At 68.9% G+C, this 14,408-nt stretch carries 17 protein-coding genes; 8 read left to right on the top strand and 9 right to left on the bottom strand.

The window, feature by feature from the left end; translation table 11 throughout:
• Positions 1–71 precede the first annotated feature (71 nt).
• The 4 genes from nhaA (at position 72) to ACIBJH_RS46740 (ending at position 3,310) form a co-directional block, all read left to right on the top strand.
• Entirely contained in the window at positions 72–1,511 is a 1,440-nt protein-coding gene (gene nhaA, locus ACIBJH_RS46755) for a Na+/H+ antiporter NhaA (RefSeq protein ID WP_399123134.1), read from the top strand.
• A 59-nt stretch (positions 1,512–1,570) separates the two neighbouring features.
• The gene (locus ACIBJH_RS46750) at positions 1,571–2,056 is read left to right on the top strand and encodes a phage holin family protein (protein ID WP_399123133.1); all 486 of its coding nucleotides are present in this window, start codon (positions 1,571–1,573) and stop codon (positions 2,054–2,056) included.
• Positions 2,053–3,003, top strand: coding sequence for an alpha/beta fold hydrolase (locus tag ACIBJH_RS46745; RefSeq protein ID WP_399123132.1), 951 nt, complete (start codon positions 2,053–2,055; stop codon positions 3,001–3,003). The genes ACIBJH_RS46750 and ACIBJH_RS46745 overlap by 4 nt, the downstream gene beginning before the upstream one ends.
• A gap of 127 nt (positions 3,004–3,130) precedes the next feature.
• Positions 3,131–3,310, top strand: a complete 180-nt coding sequence (locus tag ACIBJH_RS46740; RefSeq protein ID WP_078532502.1) for a hypothetical protein — start codon at positions 3,131–3,133, stop codon at positions 3,308–3,310.
• A gap of 26 nt (positions 3,311–3,336) precedes the next feature.
• Here the strand turns inward: ACIBJH_RS46740 and ACIBJH_RS46735 are convergent, their stop codons facing one another.
• The 3 genes from ACIBJH_RS46735 to nth form a co-directional block, all read right to left on the bottom strand.
• Positions 3,337–4,536, bottom strand: a complete 1,200-nt coding sequence (locus tag ACIBJH_RS46735; RefSeq protein ID WP_399123131.1) for a MarP family serine protease — start codon at positions 4,534–4,536, stop codon at positions 3,337–3,339.
• Positions 4,537–4,549: 13 nt separating this feature from the next.
• On the bottom strand, positions 4,550–5,239 hold the full coding sequence (locus tag ACIBJH_RS46730) for an NUDIX hydrolase (RefSeq protein ID WP_399123130.1): 690 nt from the start codon (positions 5,237–5,239) through the stop codon (positions 4,550–4,552).
• 99 nt (positions 5,240–5,338) lie between these two features.
• A complete protein-coding gene (nth, locus tag ACIBJH_RS46725; RefSeq protein ID WP_399123129.1) occupies positions 5,339–6,205 on the bottom strand; it encodes an endonuclease III in 867 nt (288 codons plus the stop codon).
• Between the two features lie 252 nt (positions 6,206–6,457).
• On the opposite strand from nth, the gene ACIBJH_RS46720 reads away from it, so the two are divergent.
• The 3 genes from ACIBJH_RS46720 (at position 6,458) to ACIBJH_RS46710 (ending at position 9,497) form a co-directional block, all read left to right on the top strand.
• Positions 6,458–7,132 carry a Crp/Fnr family transcriptional regulator gene (locus ACIBJH_RS46720; protein WP_019063754.1) on the top strand — a complete coding sequence of 225 codons (675 nt, stop codon included), beginning with the start codon at positions 6,458–6,460 and terminating at the stop codon, positions 7,130–7,132.
• Between the two features lie 94 nt (positions 7,133–7,226).
• Positions 7,227–8,642: a PQQ-binding-like beta-propeller repeat protein gene (locus ACIBJH_RS46715; protein ID WP_399123128.1), complete on the top strand. Its 1,416-nt coding sequence runs from the start codon at positions 7,227–7,229 to the stop codon at positions 8,640–8,642.
• A 36-nt stretch (positions 8,643–8,678) separates the two neighbouring features.
• Complete coding sequence (locus tag ACIBJH_RS46710) at positions 8,679–9,497, top strand: nucleotidyltransferase domain-containing protein (RefSeq protein ID WP_399123127.1); 819 nt, start codon at positions 8,679–8,681, stop codon at positions 9,495–9,497.
• Between the two features lie 9 nt (positions 9,498–9,506).
• Here the strand turns inward: ACIBJH_RS46710 and ACIBJH_RS46705 are convergent, their stop codons facing one another.
• The 4 genes from ACIBJH_RS46705 to ACIBJH_RS46690 all read right to left on the bottom strand — a co-directional run bounded on the left by ACIBJH_RS46705 (position 9,507) and on the right by ACIBJH_RS46690 (position 11,921).
• Positions 9,507–10,337: an MBL fold metallo-hydrolase gene (locus ACIBJH_RS46705; RefSeq protein WP_399123126.1), complete on the bottom strand. Its 831-nt coding sequence runs from the start codon at positions 10,335–10,337 to the stop codon at positions 9,507–9,509.
• Positions 10,334–11,215 (bottom strand): NUDIX hydrolase, encoded by an 882-nt coding sequence (locus ACIBJH_RS46700; protein ID WP_399123125.1) that lies wholly within the window; start codon positions 11,213–11,215, stop codon positions 10,334–10,336. Before ACIBJH_RS46700 ends, ACIBJH_RS46705 begins: the two co-directional genes overlap by 4 nt.
• Positions 11,216–11,295: 80 nt before the next feature.
• On the bottom strand, positions 11,296–11,757 hold the full coding sequence (locus ACIBJH_RS46695; RefSeq protein WP_399123124.1) for a RidA family protein: 462 nt from the start codon (positions 11,755–11,757) through the stop codon (positions 11,296–11,298).
• Positions 11,754–11,921, bottom strand: coding sequence for a DUF4177 domain-containing protein (locus ACIBJH_RS46690; RefSeq protein WP_352183978.1), 168 nt, complete (start codon positions 11,919–11,921; stop codon positions 11,754–11,756). The genes ACIBJH_RS46695 and ACIBJH_RS46690 overlap by 4 nt, the downstream gene beginning before the upstream one ends.
• 7 nt (positions 11,922–11,928) lie before the next feature.
• Here ACIBJH_RS46690 and ACIBJH_RS46685 point away from each other — a divergent pair, with 7 nt between their 5' ends.
• A complete protein-coding gene (locus ACIBJH_RS46685; RefSeq protein WP_399123123.1) occupies positions 11,929–13,677 on the top strand; it encodes a recombinase family protein in 1,749 nt (582 codons plus the stop codon).
• 53 nt (positions 13,678–13,730) lie between these two features.
• Here the strand turns inward: ACIBJH_RS46685 and ACIBJH_RS46680 are convergent, their stop codons facing one another.
• Both ACIBJH_RS46680 and ACIBJH_RS46675 read right to left on the bottom strand, forming a co-directional pair.
• Positions 13,731–14,171, bottom strand: coding sequence for a hypothetical protein (locus ACIBJH_RS46680; protein ID WP_399123161.1), 441 nt, complete (start codon positions 14,169–14,171; stop codon positions 13,731–13,733).
• Positions 14,172–14,249: 78 nt separating this feature from the next.
• The coding region (locus ACIBJH_RS46675; protein ID WP_399123160.1) for a transposase family protein at positions 14,250–14,408 on the bottom strand (159 nt) is incomplete at its 5' end.

Below are 14,408 nucleotides of genomic sequence, written 5' to 3'. Positions count from 1 at the left end.
ACCCTCATGGTGTGCCGGGAAGTCTGGTCGGCGAGTAGTTCCGTCCTGCCCACCGACCGGAGGTCCCCCCGATGGCCGCGCCCCGCCCCACCCCCGCCCGCAAGGTGCTCGGACGCCTGTCCCTGCCCGAGCGGAACTTCGTCGCGGAGGCGCTGCGCACCGAGACCGTCGGCGGTGTCCTGCTCCTGGCAGCCGCGGTCACCGCGCTGATCTGGGCGAACGTCCCCGCCCTGCACGACAGTTACGAGAGCGTCAGCCACTTCCACCTCGGCCCCGCCGCCCTCGGCCTGCATCTCTCGATCGCCCACTGGGCCGCCGACGGCCTCCTCGCGATCTTCTTCTTCGTCGCCGGGATCGAGCTCAAGCGCGAACTCGTCGCCGGTGACCTGCGCGACCCGAAGGCCGCCGCCCTGCCCGTCGTGGCGGCCCTGTGCGGGATGGCCGTACCCGCACTCGTCTACACACTCACCAACCTCACCGGCGGCGGCTCTCTGGACGGCTGGGCGGTCCCCACCGCCACCGACATCGCCTTCGCGCTCGCCGTCCTCGCGGTGATCGGCACCTCCCTGCCGAGCGCCCTGCGCGCCTTCCTGCTCACCCTCGCCGTGGTCGACGACCTGTTCGCGATCCTGATCATCGCGGTCTTCTTCACCGACCGGATCGACTTCGCCGCGCTCGCGGGCGCGGTCGTGGGCCTCGCCGTCTTCTGGCTGCTGCTGCGCCGGGGCGTGCGCGGGTGGTACGTGTACGTCCCGCTCGCGCTGGTGATCTGGGCGCTGATGTACAACAGCGGCGTCCACGCCACGATCGCCGGCGTCGCGATGGGCCTGATGCTGCGCTGCACCACCCGCGAGGACGAGGACCACTCCCCCGGCGAGCATGTCGAACATCTCGTACGGCCCCTGTCGGCGGGCCTGGCCGTCCCCCTGTTCGCGCTGTTCAGCGCCGGGGTCGCGATCTCGGGCGGCGCGCTGGGTGACGTGTTCACGAAGCCCGAGACCCTCGGCGTGGTCCTCGGGCTGGTCGTCGGCAAGGCGGTCGGGATCTTCGGCGGGACCTGGCTGACGGCCCGTTTCACCCGGGCCTCGCTCAGCGACGACCTCGCCTGGGCGGACGTGTTCGCGGTCGCCTCGCTGGCCGGCATCGGCTTCACCGTGTCCCTGCTCATCGGGGAACTCGCGTTCGACGGCGACCAGGTGCTCACCGACGAGGTCAAGGCGGCCGTCCTCGTGGGCTCCCTGATCGCGGCCCTGTGCGCGACCGTGTTGCTCAAGCTGCGCAACGCCCGGTACCGCAGGATGTACGAGGACGAGGAGCGCGACGAGGATCTCGACGGCATCCCCGACATCTACGAGCAGGACGACCCGGCGTACCACCTGCGCATGGCCGGACTCCACGACCGCAAGGCCGCCGAGCACCGCAGGATCGCCGCGGAGATGGCCGCCGAACAGCGGCGCGGGCCCGCCGAAGTGGCGGGCGGGGCGGGCGAGGACAAGGACGGTCCGGCATGATCTGACGAGACGGTACAAACACATGCCGGAACACACACATGCGGAAGAGGGAGTACGCGATGAGCGCACCCGACGGCAGCCCGGTCGGCGCCGAACGCAGCATCGGCCAGCTGTTCGCCTCGGCGACGACCGAGATGTCCGCGCTGGTGCACGACGAGATCGCGCTGGCCAAGGCGCAGCTCAAGCAGGACGTCAAGCGCGGGGCGGTGAGCGGCGGCGCGTTCACCGTCGCCGCGGTCGTACTGCTGTTCTCCCTGCCGATGCTCAACTTCGCGCTGGCGTACGGCATTCGCACCTGGAGCGGCTGGAACATGGCGCTCTGCTTCCTGCTCTCCTTCGCGGCGAACGTGCTCGTCGCGGTCGTCCTCGGCCTGGTCGGCGTGCTCTTCGCGAAGAAGGCCGCCAAGAGCAAGGGCCCGCAGAAGGTGGCCGCCTCGGTCAAGGAGACCGCCGGAGTCCTGGGCAACGCCAAGCCGCATCCGCGCCCGGCGATCGAGGACCGTGTCCCCGAAGCCATCGAGGCTGTGGCACGCTCGTCCTCATGACGGACCCCGCCCATCCCTGGGCACAACCTGCTTCGGTCGTACGGCTCGACATTCCCGGCGGGCGCGAGGTGACCCACCGGGATGTCGCGGCCAACGGCGCGCGCTTCCACATCGCGGAGGTGGGCGACGGACCGCTGGTGCTCCTGCTGCACGGCTTCCCCCAGTTCTGGTGGACCTGGCGGAACCAGCTGGGCGCGCTGGCCGACGCCGGGTTCCGGGCCGTCGCCATGGACCTGCGGGGCGTCGGCGGCAGCGACCGCACCCCGCGCGGCTACGACCCGGCCAACCTCGCCCTCGACATCACCGGCGTGATCCGCTCCCTCGGCGAGCCCGACGCCGCGCTGGTCGGCCACGACCTCGGCGGCTATCTCGCCTGGACGGCCGCGGCGATGCGCCCCAAGCTGGTGCGCCGGCTCGCCGTCTCCTCGATGCCGCACCCCCGGCGCTGGCGCAACGCGATGCTGTCCGACGTCAGGCAGTCCGCGGCGAGTTCATACATCTGGGGGTTCCAGCGCCCCTGGCTGCCCGAGCGGCAACTCCTCGCCGATGACGCCGAGTTGGTGGGCAAGCTGATCCGGGACTGGTCCGGCCCGCAGCTGCCGGACGACGACGCGATCGAGGCGTACCGGCGGGCGATGCTGATCCCGTCGACCGCGCACTGCTCGATCGAGCCGTACCGCTGGATGGTGCGGTCGATGGCCCGCCCGGACGGCATCCAGTTCAACCGGCGGATGAAGCGGCCGGTGCGGGTGCCGACGCTGCATCTGCACGGCTCGCTGGACCCGGTGCTGCGCACCCGCAGCGCGGCGGGATCCGGGGAGTACGTCGAAGCGCCGTACCGCTGGCGGCTGTTCGACGGTCTCGGGCACTTCCCGCACGAGGAGGACCCGGTGGTCTTCTCGACCGAACTCGTCAACTGGCTCAAGGATCCCGAACCCGATCGGTGACCGAGCCGTCGCGCCCGGTATCCGGACCTGAACACCTGTACTACGAACGGCCACTTGCCCCGCGCATACGCCAATTGGGGCCCCAAGGGGTGGTTATCGACCTTGGGGCAGGGGCAGAGGTCGGGGTATGGGCTGGACGCACGACTACAGTGACGCAGCACGCAATCGCCGCTCGGACCACGGTCCGGGCTCCCACCAGCGAGGCGCCCCGCAACTCCAGGGCACAGACCTCAGGGTGGGGATCCCGCGCATTCTGCGCCGCCGGGCCCGCTGGGTCTCGGTACGGCTGCGTCATCCACGGGGCTGACGCACCCACCTCCTACTGAGCCGGGCTCACAGCGCGCAACTGTCGCTGTCCACCTGCTCGTTGGCACTGCGCCCCTTGACGATGTCCTCCCGGATCTCGTCCGCGGTGAGCGCGTACCCGGTGTCGGGGTCGTCCAGGGACTTCGCGAAGACCACGCCGTACACCTTGCCCTCGGGTGTGAGCAGCGGGCCGCCGGAGTTGCCCTGGCGGACGGTCGCGTAGAGCGAGTACACATCGCGGCGGACCGTGCCGCGGTGGTAGATGTCCGGGCCGTTGGCCGTGATGCGTCCCCGCACGCGTGCGGCCCGGACGTCGTACGACCCGTTCTCCGGGAAGCCGGCGACGATCGCGCTGTTGCCGCTGTCCGCGTCCTTGGTGGCGAACTGCAGGGAGCGCGCCTTCAGGTCCGGTACGTCGAGTACGGCGATGTCGCGGTGCCAGTCGTAGAGGACGACCTTGGCGTCGTACTTGCGGCCCACGCCCCCTATCTGGACGGTGGGTTCGTCGACGCCGCCCACGACGTGCGCGTTGGTCATGACACGGCGGTCGCCGAAGACGAAGCCGCTGCCCTCCAGGACCTTGCCGCAGCTCTGGGCGGTCCCCATGACCTTGACGATGGACTGCTGGGCGCGGGTGGCGACCGCGCTGGAGGCGAGGGCCGGGTCGGGCGGCTGGACGTCGTTGATCGGCTCGTTGGCGAACGGGCTGAAGACCTGCGGGAAGCCGTTCTGCGCGAGGACCGAGGAGAAGTCTGCGAACCAGGTGTCGGCCTGCGCGGGCAGCGCCCGGGACACCCCCAGCAGCACCTTGGAGCTGCGGACCTCCTTGCCGAGCGTCGGCAGGGTGGTGCCGGCCAGCGCCGAGCCGATCAGCCAGGCCACCAGGAGCATCGCGAGGACGTTGACCAGGGCGCCGCCGGTCGCGTCCAGGGCGCGGGCCGGGGACCAGGTGATGTACCGGCGCAGCTTGTTGCCGAGGTGGGTGGTCAGGGCCTGGCCGACGGAGGCGCAGACGATGACGACGACGACCGCGACGACGGCCGCGGTGGTGGAGACCTCCGCGTTGTCGGTCAGAGCGTCCCAGATGACGGGCAGTGTGTAGACGGCGACGAGACCGCCGCCCAGGAAGCCGATCACCGACAAAATGCCGACGACGAACCCCTGGCGATAGCCCACGATCGCGAACCACACGGCGGCGACCAGCAACAGGATGTCCAGCACATTCACGACGGACACCTTGTCATGACCGCCAGTCGAGGGGGACCTGCTTCTCGCGGTCCCAGGGGCGCTCCCAGCCCGAGTAGTGCAGGAGGCGGTCGATGACTCCGGCCGTGAAACCCCAGACAAGTGCCGATTCGACCAGAAATGCCGGACCCAGGAAGCCGCTGGGGTGCGACACCGTGACCCTGTTGGCCGGATCCGTGAGATCCGCCACGGGGACCGTGAACACCCGGGCCGTCTCGTTCGGATCGACCACCCCGACCGGTGTCGGCTCCCGCCACCAGCCCAGCACCGGGCTCACCACGAAGCCGCTCACCGGGATGTACAGCTTGGGCAGCACCCCGAAGAGCTGCACTCCGGCGGGGTCGAGCCCGGTCTCCTCCTCGGCCTCGCGGAGAGCGGCCCGCAGCGGGCCGTCGCCCGTCGGGTCGCCGTCCTCGGGGTCGAGGGCGCCACCCGGGAAGGACGGCTGCCCCGCGTGGGAGCGCAGCGAACTCGACCGCTCCATGAGCAGCAGCTCGGGCCCCCGATCGCCCTCCCCGAAGAGGATCAGCACCGCGGACTGCCGGCCCCCGCCGTCCTCCGGCGGCAGGAACCGGCTCAGCTGGAGCGGCTCGACCGTCTCCACCGCGTGCACCACCGGATCAAGCCAGTCGGGCAGCCCCTCTTTGCTGAGCCCCACACCCTGGGTATTGCTCGCGTGTGTCATCCCCCACCCCCGTTCCCACTGATCAACGCCCGATACCTCCGAGATCGTTCCGCGATCCGGCCCCCGATACCGGCGTCATGGCCACCGCCACGGCCGCCGTCACGCCGATCCCAGCGGCGGCGCCGGTTTGCCGCCCGCGTCCAGATAGGACTGCGGCGGGTTGAGGCGCTGGCCCGGATAGCCGCCCTTCTCGTACTTGAGCAGCTTCTTCGCCTTCTCCGGGTCGGTCTCGCCCTCGCCGTACGCCGGGCACAGCGGGGCGATGGGGCAGGCGCCGCAGGCGGGCTTGCGGGCGTGGCAGATGCGGCGGCCGTGGAAGATCACGTGGTGCGAGAGCATCGTCCAGTCGCTCTTCGGGAAGAGCGCTCCCACGGCGGCCTCGATCTTGTCGGGCTCGGTCGCCTCGGTCCACTTCCAGCGCCGTACGAGCCGCTGGAAGTGCGTGTCCACGGTGATGCCGGGGCGCCCGAAGGCATTGCCCAGCACCACGAAGGCGGTCTTACGGCCGACACCGGGCAGCTTGACAAGGTCTTCGAGCCGCCCCGGGACCTCACCGCCGAAGTCCTCGACGAGCGCCTTGGAGAGGCCTATCACCGACTTCGTCTTGGCCCGGAAGAACCCGGTCGGCCGGAGGATCTCCTCGACCTGCTCCGGGTCGGCGCCGGCCAGGTCCTCGGGGGTCGGGTACTTGGCGAACAGGGCCGGGGTCGTCTGGTTGACCCTGAGGTCGGTGGTCTGGGCGGACAGGACCGTGGCGACCACGAGCTGGAAGGGGTTCTCGAAGTCGAGCTCCGGGTGGGCGTACGGATAGATCTCGGCCAACTCGCGGTTGATACGGCGGGCACGGCGGACGAGGGCGGTGTGCGACTCGCCCTTCACAGCAACCACGCCTTTTGCTCCCTTTGCCGCTTTCCTGCCGCCGTCAGGGCTCTGTTCGCCCACGGCGGAATCACGAGGTACAACCATCCGCCCAGCCCCCTTGGCCTGTGCTCTCACCGGCGATTTGGACACCCGGCCAGCCTAGAGCCCGCCACTGACATCCGCCCCGGCCCCCGAAGATCAGCCCCCAATTGGACCCCTGCCGCTTACCTCGGGACACCTGTACGGCATCCTTGTGACAGATCACACTGTTTGGACGGTCCGGCAAAATGGGGAGCACGGTCCCCTGGTACCAAGGGGGAGCACCATCCCCTGAGCAGGTCGACAAGGAGAGAACTCGTGGACGACGTTCTGCGGCGCGCCCCGCTCTTCGCGGCGCTCGATGACGATCAGGCCGCGGAGCTGCGCGCCTCCATGAGTGAGGTGACCCTCGCGCGCGGGGACTCGCTCTTTCACGAGGGCGACCCGGGCGACCGGCTCTACGTGGTCACCGAGGGCAAGGTGAAGCTCCACCGCACCTCCCCCGACGGCCGCGAGAACATGCTGGCCGTCCTCGGCCCCGGCGAGCTGATCGGCGAGCTGTCGCTGTTCGACCCGGGCCCGCGCACGGCCACCGCCAGCGCGCTGACCGAGGTCAAGCTGCTCGGCCTGGGCCACGGTGACCTCCAGCCCTGGCTGAGCGCCCGCCCCGAGGTCGCCTCCGCGCTGCTGCGCGCGGTCGCCCGCCGGCTGCGCAAGACCAACGACGCGATGTCCGACCTGGTCTTCTCGGACGTCCCCGGCCGTGTGGCCCGCGCCCTGCTGGACCTCTCCCGCCGCTTCGGCGTGCAGTCCGAGGAAGGCATCCACGTGGTGCACGACCTCACGCAGGAGGAACTGGCCCAGCTGGTCGGCGCGTCCCGCGAGACGGTCAACAAGGCCCTCGCCGACTTCGCCGGCCGCGGCTGGCTGCGCCTGGAGGCCCGCGCGGTGATCCTGCTGGACGTCGAACGCCTGGCGAAGCGCTCGCGCTAGATCAAAACGCACGTCTTCTTACTGAAGGGCCCTGCCGCACGGCGGGGCCCTTCAGTGCATCGCCAGGCGGGGGCCTAGGGACAGGGGGGCGGTAATGCACGAGGACTACGAGGACAAGGCGCCGGACTGGGGCTGGGCGGGGCGACCGGGGCGACGCCGGTGGTCGCGCAGACCGGTGTCCGCGCGGCTGCTGTGGCGGAGCAAGCGGGAGAACGGGAGCCCGGGGGCACCGCTGGGCACCTGGGCGGTGGACGGAACGCTCGCCCTGACCCGCCCCGACGGGATACGGGCGTACGGGCTGACGACCGGCGAGCCTCTATGGAACTGGCAGCCGCCCGGGGACGGCGCCCAGGTGATCGCCCACGTCTCGCAGGACACGGTGGACGGCGTCGTCGTCGTACTGCACCACGACGGCGGGCATGAGGGCGGGCACGAGGACGGGCGCGAGGGCGACGGGCGCAGGAACGACGGCCCTGAGGGCGACCGGCACAGGGACGACGAGGGCACGGACGACGGGGACGGGGACGATCGGCGCACGAACCACGGCCACGGGGACAACGGGCCCACGGACGGCGAGCACGAGGACGATCGGCGCACGGACGACAGTCGCGGGGTCGACCGGCGCGCAAACGACGACCCCGAGGACGATCGACACCAGAACAACGGCCCCGTGGACGACAGGCGCACGAACGACGGGCACACGGACAACGGCCACGAGAACGACCGCCACACGAACGACGGGCACGCGCGCGTGCTGCGTGTCCGGCTCACCGGGTTGGATCTCCGCGCGGGCACGGTGGTCTGGACGCGCGAGCAGCGCGCCGACGAGTTGGGGTCCGTCGGCGCGGACGCGCCGGACGTGGCGCTCGGCGGCGGCCGTATCGCGGTCGTGGCCTCCCGGGCCCGCGACGGGGGCACGGAGACCACGGTCCGGGTGCTCGACGCGCGCACCGGTGCCCTCCAGTGGGAGCGGCCGCTCCCCGCGGGCCGACGGGACGCCTTCGTCCTGACGGGAGGGCCCGTCGTCGTGTACACCGCCGGACCGGAGGATTCCGCTTCCCCGCACGCTCAACTCCGGCTCCACGTAGTGGGCGAGGACGTCCGACAGGCGATCGACCTGCCACCGTTGCACGAGGCGTTCGGCGCCCAACCGGTGGTCGTCGGTGACACGCTCGCCGTCGAACTCGTCCCGCCCCAGCCCTACGACACGGAGCACATGGGAAGCACCCTGCGCGTGGTCTCCGCCGCGACGGGCGAGTTCCGCTGGTCGTGGTCCAGCACGTACGGCCGGACGATCTTCCCGCTGGCCCACCGGGGCGCTCTCGTGGTCCTGAACGGCTACGGCGACCGGGCGACCGTGCTCGATCCCACCGACGGCCGGGTCGTGGCCGAGCGCTCCCTGCCCGGCTACAGCTACCAGGCGCGACTCGTCGCCTCCGGGGACTGCCTCGCCGTGGTCTGCACGGCGCCGCGCACCCCCACACGCGTACGCGTGTTCCGCTGGAAATGACGTGTCCCCGACCTCGATCGGCTGCACAGTGGTGCCATGCCGAACAAGGGGCTGGACGCCCAGGGACACATCGAGCGCGAGGGCTCCTTGGGGCGCGTCCCGCACGTCTTCCGGCCGGTCGTCGCCGCGGCGCGGGACCGGCTGCTCGACGTCTACGGGGGACGCCTCGACAGCGCGTACCTCTACGGGTCGATCCCGCGCGGCACCGCGCGCGTGGGACGCAGCGATCTGGACCTGCTCGTGGCGACCCGGTGGGAGCCGACCGAGGCGGACCGGGACGTGGCCCGCGGTCTGGGCGAGGCGCTCGACAAGGAGTTCCCGGAGATCGACGGCGTCGGCATCCTCCTGTACGGCCGCACACGGCTGCTGAGCGAGCTGGAGACGTACGACCTGGGGTGGTTCGTCGCGTGCCTGTGCACACCGCTGCTCGGGGAGGACCTCGCCGAGTACCTGCCCCGCTACCGCCCCGACTCGCTGCTCGCCCGGGAGACCAACGGCGACCTGGCGCTGCTGCTCCCGCGCTGGCGTGAGCGGATCGCCGCCTCCGAGGACACCGACGAGGCCCGCAGGCCCCTCGTCCGCTTCCTGTCCCGGCACCTGGTGCGCACCGGCTTCACCCTGGTCATGCCCCGCTGGAACGGCTGGACCAGCGACCTCGGGGAGATGGCCGAGGCGTTCGGCGCGTACTACCCCGGGCGGGCGGAGCAGCTGCGCACGGCGGCCGTCCTCGGACACGAGCCGACCGGCGACGCACGCGTCCTGCGGTCGTACGTCGACGACCTCGGCCCGTGGCTGGCCGACGAGTACGCGCGCGTGCACGGCGTGAAGGCACCGCGCCCGGACGGCATCGCCTAGATCAGGCCGTCAGATCAGGCCGTGTTCCTTCAGGTAGTCCAGCTGGGCCAGTACGGACAGTTCCGCCGCCGGCCACAGTGAGCGGTCGACGTCCGCGTATACGTGGGCGACGACCTCGGCCGGGCTCCGGTGGCCGTTCTCCACGGCCGTCTCGATCTGGGCGAGCCGGTGGGCGCGGTGGGCGAGATAGAACTCGACGGCGCCCTGGGCGTCCTCCAGGACCGGTCCGTGCCCCGGCAGGACCGTGTGGACGCCGTCGTCGACCGTGAGGGAGCGCAGCCGCCGCAGCGAGTCCAGATAGTCGCCCAGGCGGCCGTCAGGATGCGCCACCACGGTCGTACCGCGCCCCAGGACGGTGTCTCCCGTCAGGACGGCCTGATCGGCCGGGAGATGGAAGCACAGGGAGTCCCCGGTGTGCCCGGGCGTGGACACGACGACCAGCTCCAGGCCACCGACCCGGATGACGTTGCCTGCGGCCAGGCCCTCGTCCCCGAGGCGCAGCGCCGGGTCGAGCGCGCGGACCTTCGTGCCCGTCAGCCCGGCGAAGCGGACGGCGCCTTCCGCGTGGTCGGGGTGTCCGTGCGTGAGCAGGGTCAGGGCGATCCGCTTGCCCGCCTTCCCGGCGGTGTCGACGACATTGCGCAGATGCCCCTCGTCCAGGGGCCCCGGGTCGATCACCACCGCCAGCTCGGAGTCGGGCTCCGAGACGATCCAGGTGTTCGTCCCGTCCAAGGTCATCGCGGACGCGTTGGGCGCGAGGACGTTCACGGCACGCGCGGTGGCGGGGCCGGTGAGGACCCCGCCTCGTGGCTGGCCGGGAAGCGCGGCTGCGTCGGTCATGCGGGGGCTCCACCGGTCGGGAGGTCGGTCGCGATGTGCTTGGTGAACTCCTCGTGGCCCGGCCAGGACAGGACGATCTCGCCATGCTCCAGGCGGGCCTGTGCGAGGACGGGCGTCAGATCGCGCTCCGGGGCCGACGACAGGGCCTCGGCCGCGCTGCCGTACGGGACGAGTCCGCGCAGGGTCGCGATGGTCGGCGGCATCATCGTCAGGTCACCCTTGTCGTACCCGGCGGCCGCCTCGCCGGGGGCGATCCACACCGTGTGGTCGGCCTCCGTGGAGGCGTTGCGGGTGCGCTGCCCCTCCGGGAGGACGGCGACGAAGAACCAGGTGTCGTAGCGGCGCGTTTCGAACTCCGGGGTGATCCAGCGGGCCCACGCGCCCAGCAGGTCGGAGCGCAGCACTATGCCCCGCCGGTCGAGGAACTCGGCGAAGGACAGGTCACGGGCGACCAGGGCGGCGCGGTCCGCCTCCCAGGCCTCGCCCGTGGTGTCGCCCACCACGGAGTCGGGGGTGGGTCCGGCGAGAAGGACGCCCGCCTCCTCGTAGGTCTCCCGTACGGCCGCGCAGACGATCGCCTGGGCGGCCGTCTCGTCGACGCCCAGCCGGTTCGCCCACCACGCGCGCGTGGGGCCCGCCCAGCGGACGTGACGGTCGTCGTCGCGCGGGTCGACACCGCCGCCCGGGTACGCGTACGCGCCCCCGGCGAAGGCCATGGAGTCGCGTCTGCGCAGCATGTGGACGGCGGGACCGGTGTCGGTGTCCTTCAGGAGCATCACGGTGGCCGCCCGTCTGGGCACGACCGGCGTGAGCGCGCCCTCCGCGAGCGCGCGGATGCGCTCGGGCCACTCCGCCGGGTACCACTGACCGTTCGCCATGGGCGGAGGCTATCCCGTAGCGCGCGGATGTTCGAGAGGCAACAACGCGCACCCCGGGACGGCGAACTCCATGGCTACGCCTATGTCAGCTCCACCTGGATCTCGACCTCGACCGGCGAGTCCAACGGCAGCACCGCCACGCCGACCGCGCTCCGCGCGTGCACGCCCTTGTCGCCGAGGACCTCGCCGAGGAGTTCGCTGGCGCCGTTGATCACGCCGGGCTGGCCGGTGAAGTCGGGGGCCGAGGCGACGAAGCCGACGACCTTCACCACGCGCGCGACGCGGTCCAGGTCACCGGTGACGGACTTGACGGCGGCGAGGGCGTTCAGCGCGCAGGTGCGGGCCAGTTCCTTGGCCTCCTCCGCGGTGACCTCGGCGCCCACCTTGCCGGTGACGGGCAACTTGCCGTCCACCATGGGCAGCTGGCCGGAGGTGTACACGTAGACACCGCTCTGCACGGCGGGCTGGTACGCGGCGAGCGGCGGGACGACCGCCGGCAGGGTCAGGCCGAGTTCGGCCAGCCGGGCCTCGACGCCGCTCATGCCTTCTCCCGCTTGAGGTAGGCCACCAGCTGCTCGGGGTTGTTCGGCCCAGGCACGACCTGGACGAGCTCCCAGCCGTCCTCGCCCCAGGTGTCCAGAATCTGCTTCGTGGCGTGGACGAGCAGCGGCACAGTCGCGTATTCATACTTTACGGGTGACACCATGGTCCTCATGTCTTCTGAAGTCGCGAACGGAATGACCGTCCGCGCAGCGAGCTACACGCGGCAGTCAGCCGCCCGAGCGAACAAGAGCGAGGCTAGCCCGGCATCGCAGCGTGCCGCCAACAAGGCCCGGTTTGATCAACTCCCCGGCGACCCCGAGTGGTGTGGGCACTACGAGGACATCGGCATCAGCGCCTTCACTGGCGCGGTGCGCCCCGCGTTTGAACGGCTCCTGAGTGACTGCCGCGCTGGTCACGTGAACGTCGTGATCGTCTACTACGTGTCACGGCTTTCTCGCATGGAACCCCTGGATGCGATCCCGATCGTCACAGAGTTGCTGAACCTTGACGTAGTGATCATCAGTGTCTCAGAGGGCGAGTTCCGCAAGGGCAACCTGATGGACTTGATCCACTTGATCATGCGCCTTGACTCTGCCCACCAGGAAAGCAAGAACAAAAGCGTCGCAGTAAAGGACGCAGCGAAAGAAGCCCGTGAATTAGGGGGCTACGTCGGCGGAAAAGCACCCTACGGCCGGAAGCTAAAGCAAGAAATCCGCATCAACGCGGAAGGCAAGCCAATCGCCGTACAGCTCCTTGAAACTGACGTTCCCCAAGCGAACGCGATCAAGGATGTATGGAAAACCATCAAGCGCCACAACCACATTCCGAGCGTCGCCGTAACGGGACGAGCCGCCCCGGGTAGCGTCGGGAACATCGTTGCGCAAATCAATCGCGATCAAGTCCCGACGCAAGGAGCCTCACGCAACAAACGCACCAAGAACAGCCAGTGGCACGACAGCACTCTCATGAGGATTCTTCGACACCCGCATTTGGCTGGCTTCCTGACCGAGCCGATATACGAGGCTCAGAAGAATAATCCAGCAAGGATGCGAGTCGTCGGACACAAAATCATCCGGGACGAGGAAGGGAATCCAATACAGGCTTGGGCACCAATCCTTGATCCTGCCGAATGGTTCGAGTTGCAAGCATGGCTCGAAAAGCGACCTCAACGGAAGTGGGAAAGCCGAACCACAACCCTTCTCAGCTCTCAAGAACTCCTGTACTGCGGATGCGGCCGGCCTATGAGTGGGGCAGCTTCCAAGAGGCCGCGTGGAGGCACGTATTCATGTAGCCGCAAGCGAGGGGTTCAGCCTAAGGATGGCGAACATGAAGGAGGAGTATCCATCCTGCAAGCAGCTCTGGACGAATACGTTGCGAGGCGCATCTTTGCAGTAATCCAGACAGCAGAAGGCGACCCTGAATCACTCGAAATCATCAGGGCCGCAACCAAGTTGTACGGGATGGCACGGGAAGCCCCGGAACGAGCACAAGAGCGCCGCACCCTTGTCGCAGAACGGGCGGACGCCGTACGAGCCCTTGAAACCCTCTACGACATGCAAGCGTCATACATGGGCAACGAGGTTGGCCGCCGACGCTTCGCAACAGAGGTAGCAGCCCAGGAAACCCGCATGACGGGTGCGGATCAACGCATCGATGAACTAGCTTCTCTTGATTCCCCAATGTTGCCTATCGGGGAGTGGCTGAACCTGCAAGACCCTCAAGCGGACCCAATCGGCCCAGGTTCCTGGTGGTATAACGCTGACCTTGCCGACCGTCGAGCCTTCGTGGCGTTTTTCGTCCAACGGATCATCGTTCGAAAGGCCCTTCCTCACGAGAAGTCACGAGGAAAGAATGCCCGATCGGAAGTCGCAGCGCGAACCACAATTCATTGGGTCACCACACCAAAAGACGAACGCTAGACAGTAACCAAAGGGCCCGGAATTCAAAACAGCTTCCGGGCCCTTTGTCGCGACTAGCTTTTCAGCACATCTACAGCCGGACAGAAATAACTCAGATTGGCGCCCGCCGCAGACTCCAATTCAACAACCTCGATGGAGAGTTCACACAAAGTTTCACGACCACCCTCAACAATCAAGCTTCTGAGAGTATTCGCCGCATCGAATAGGCTCCACGAGTTCGACCGATAAGAGAATAATCCCAGTTCCGGGAACCTGGCCACCCTAAAGCGAATCTGCGTACTCGGCTGCGGACCCACCCCTTTCTTCGCCTCACTTTTCCGATCTTCAATTCTCTGGGGACAACCACATGAGATTCCGCGCAGCTCTATCGGCGAGAGATACTCCTCCCCATCACAATGATGAATAACGCCGGAGTGATCCCATAGAATCATTTCCAGTCGTACGGAATCCGACCCATCCAATAGGATTTCAACGCGCTCGACGTCAGTAAGTATTTCGATACCGCACGCTTCCTTAGCGTCACACTTTTCAACAACACCGCCGAGTGCATCACTAATGAGCCTTTTCCAACCTCAGCTCGTTGCGTGGTGAAGGACGAGGACGGCCTTCACCATGTCGGTGATGCGGTTGGTGCTGCAGCGGAGCTTTCGGAGCAGTCGCCAGCCTTTTAGGGTGGCCATGGCCTGCTCGCCGAGGCACCGGATCTTGGCGTGGCTGCTGTTGTGCCGACG

It is taken from the genome of Streptomyces sp. NPDC050548 (assembly GCF_044457385.1).
Lineage (GTDB): Bacteria > Actinomycetota > Actinomycetes > Streptomycetales > Streptomycetaceae > Streptomyces.
The sequence above is the reverse complement of the archived record's forward strand: the minus strand, read 5'-3'. Positions and strand labels throughout refer to the sequence as shown.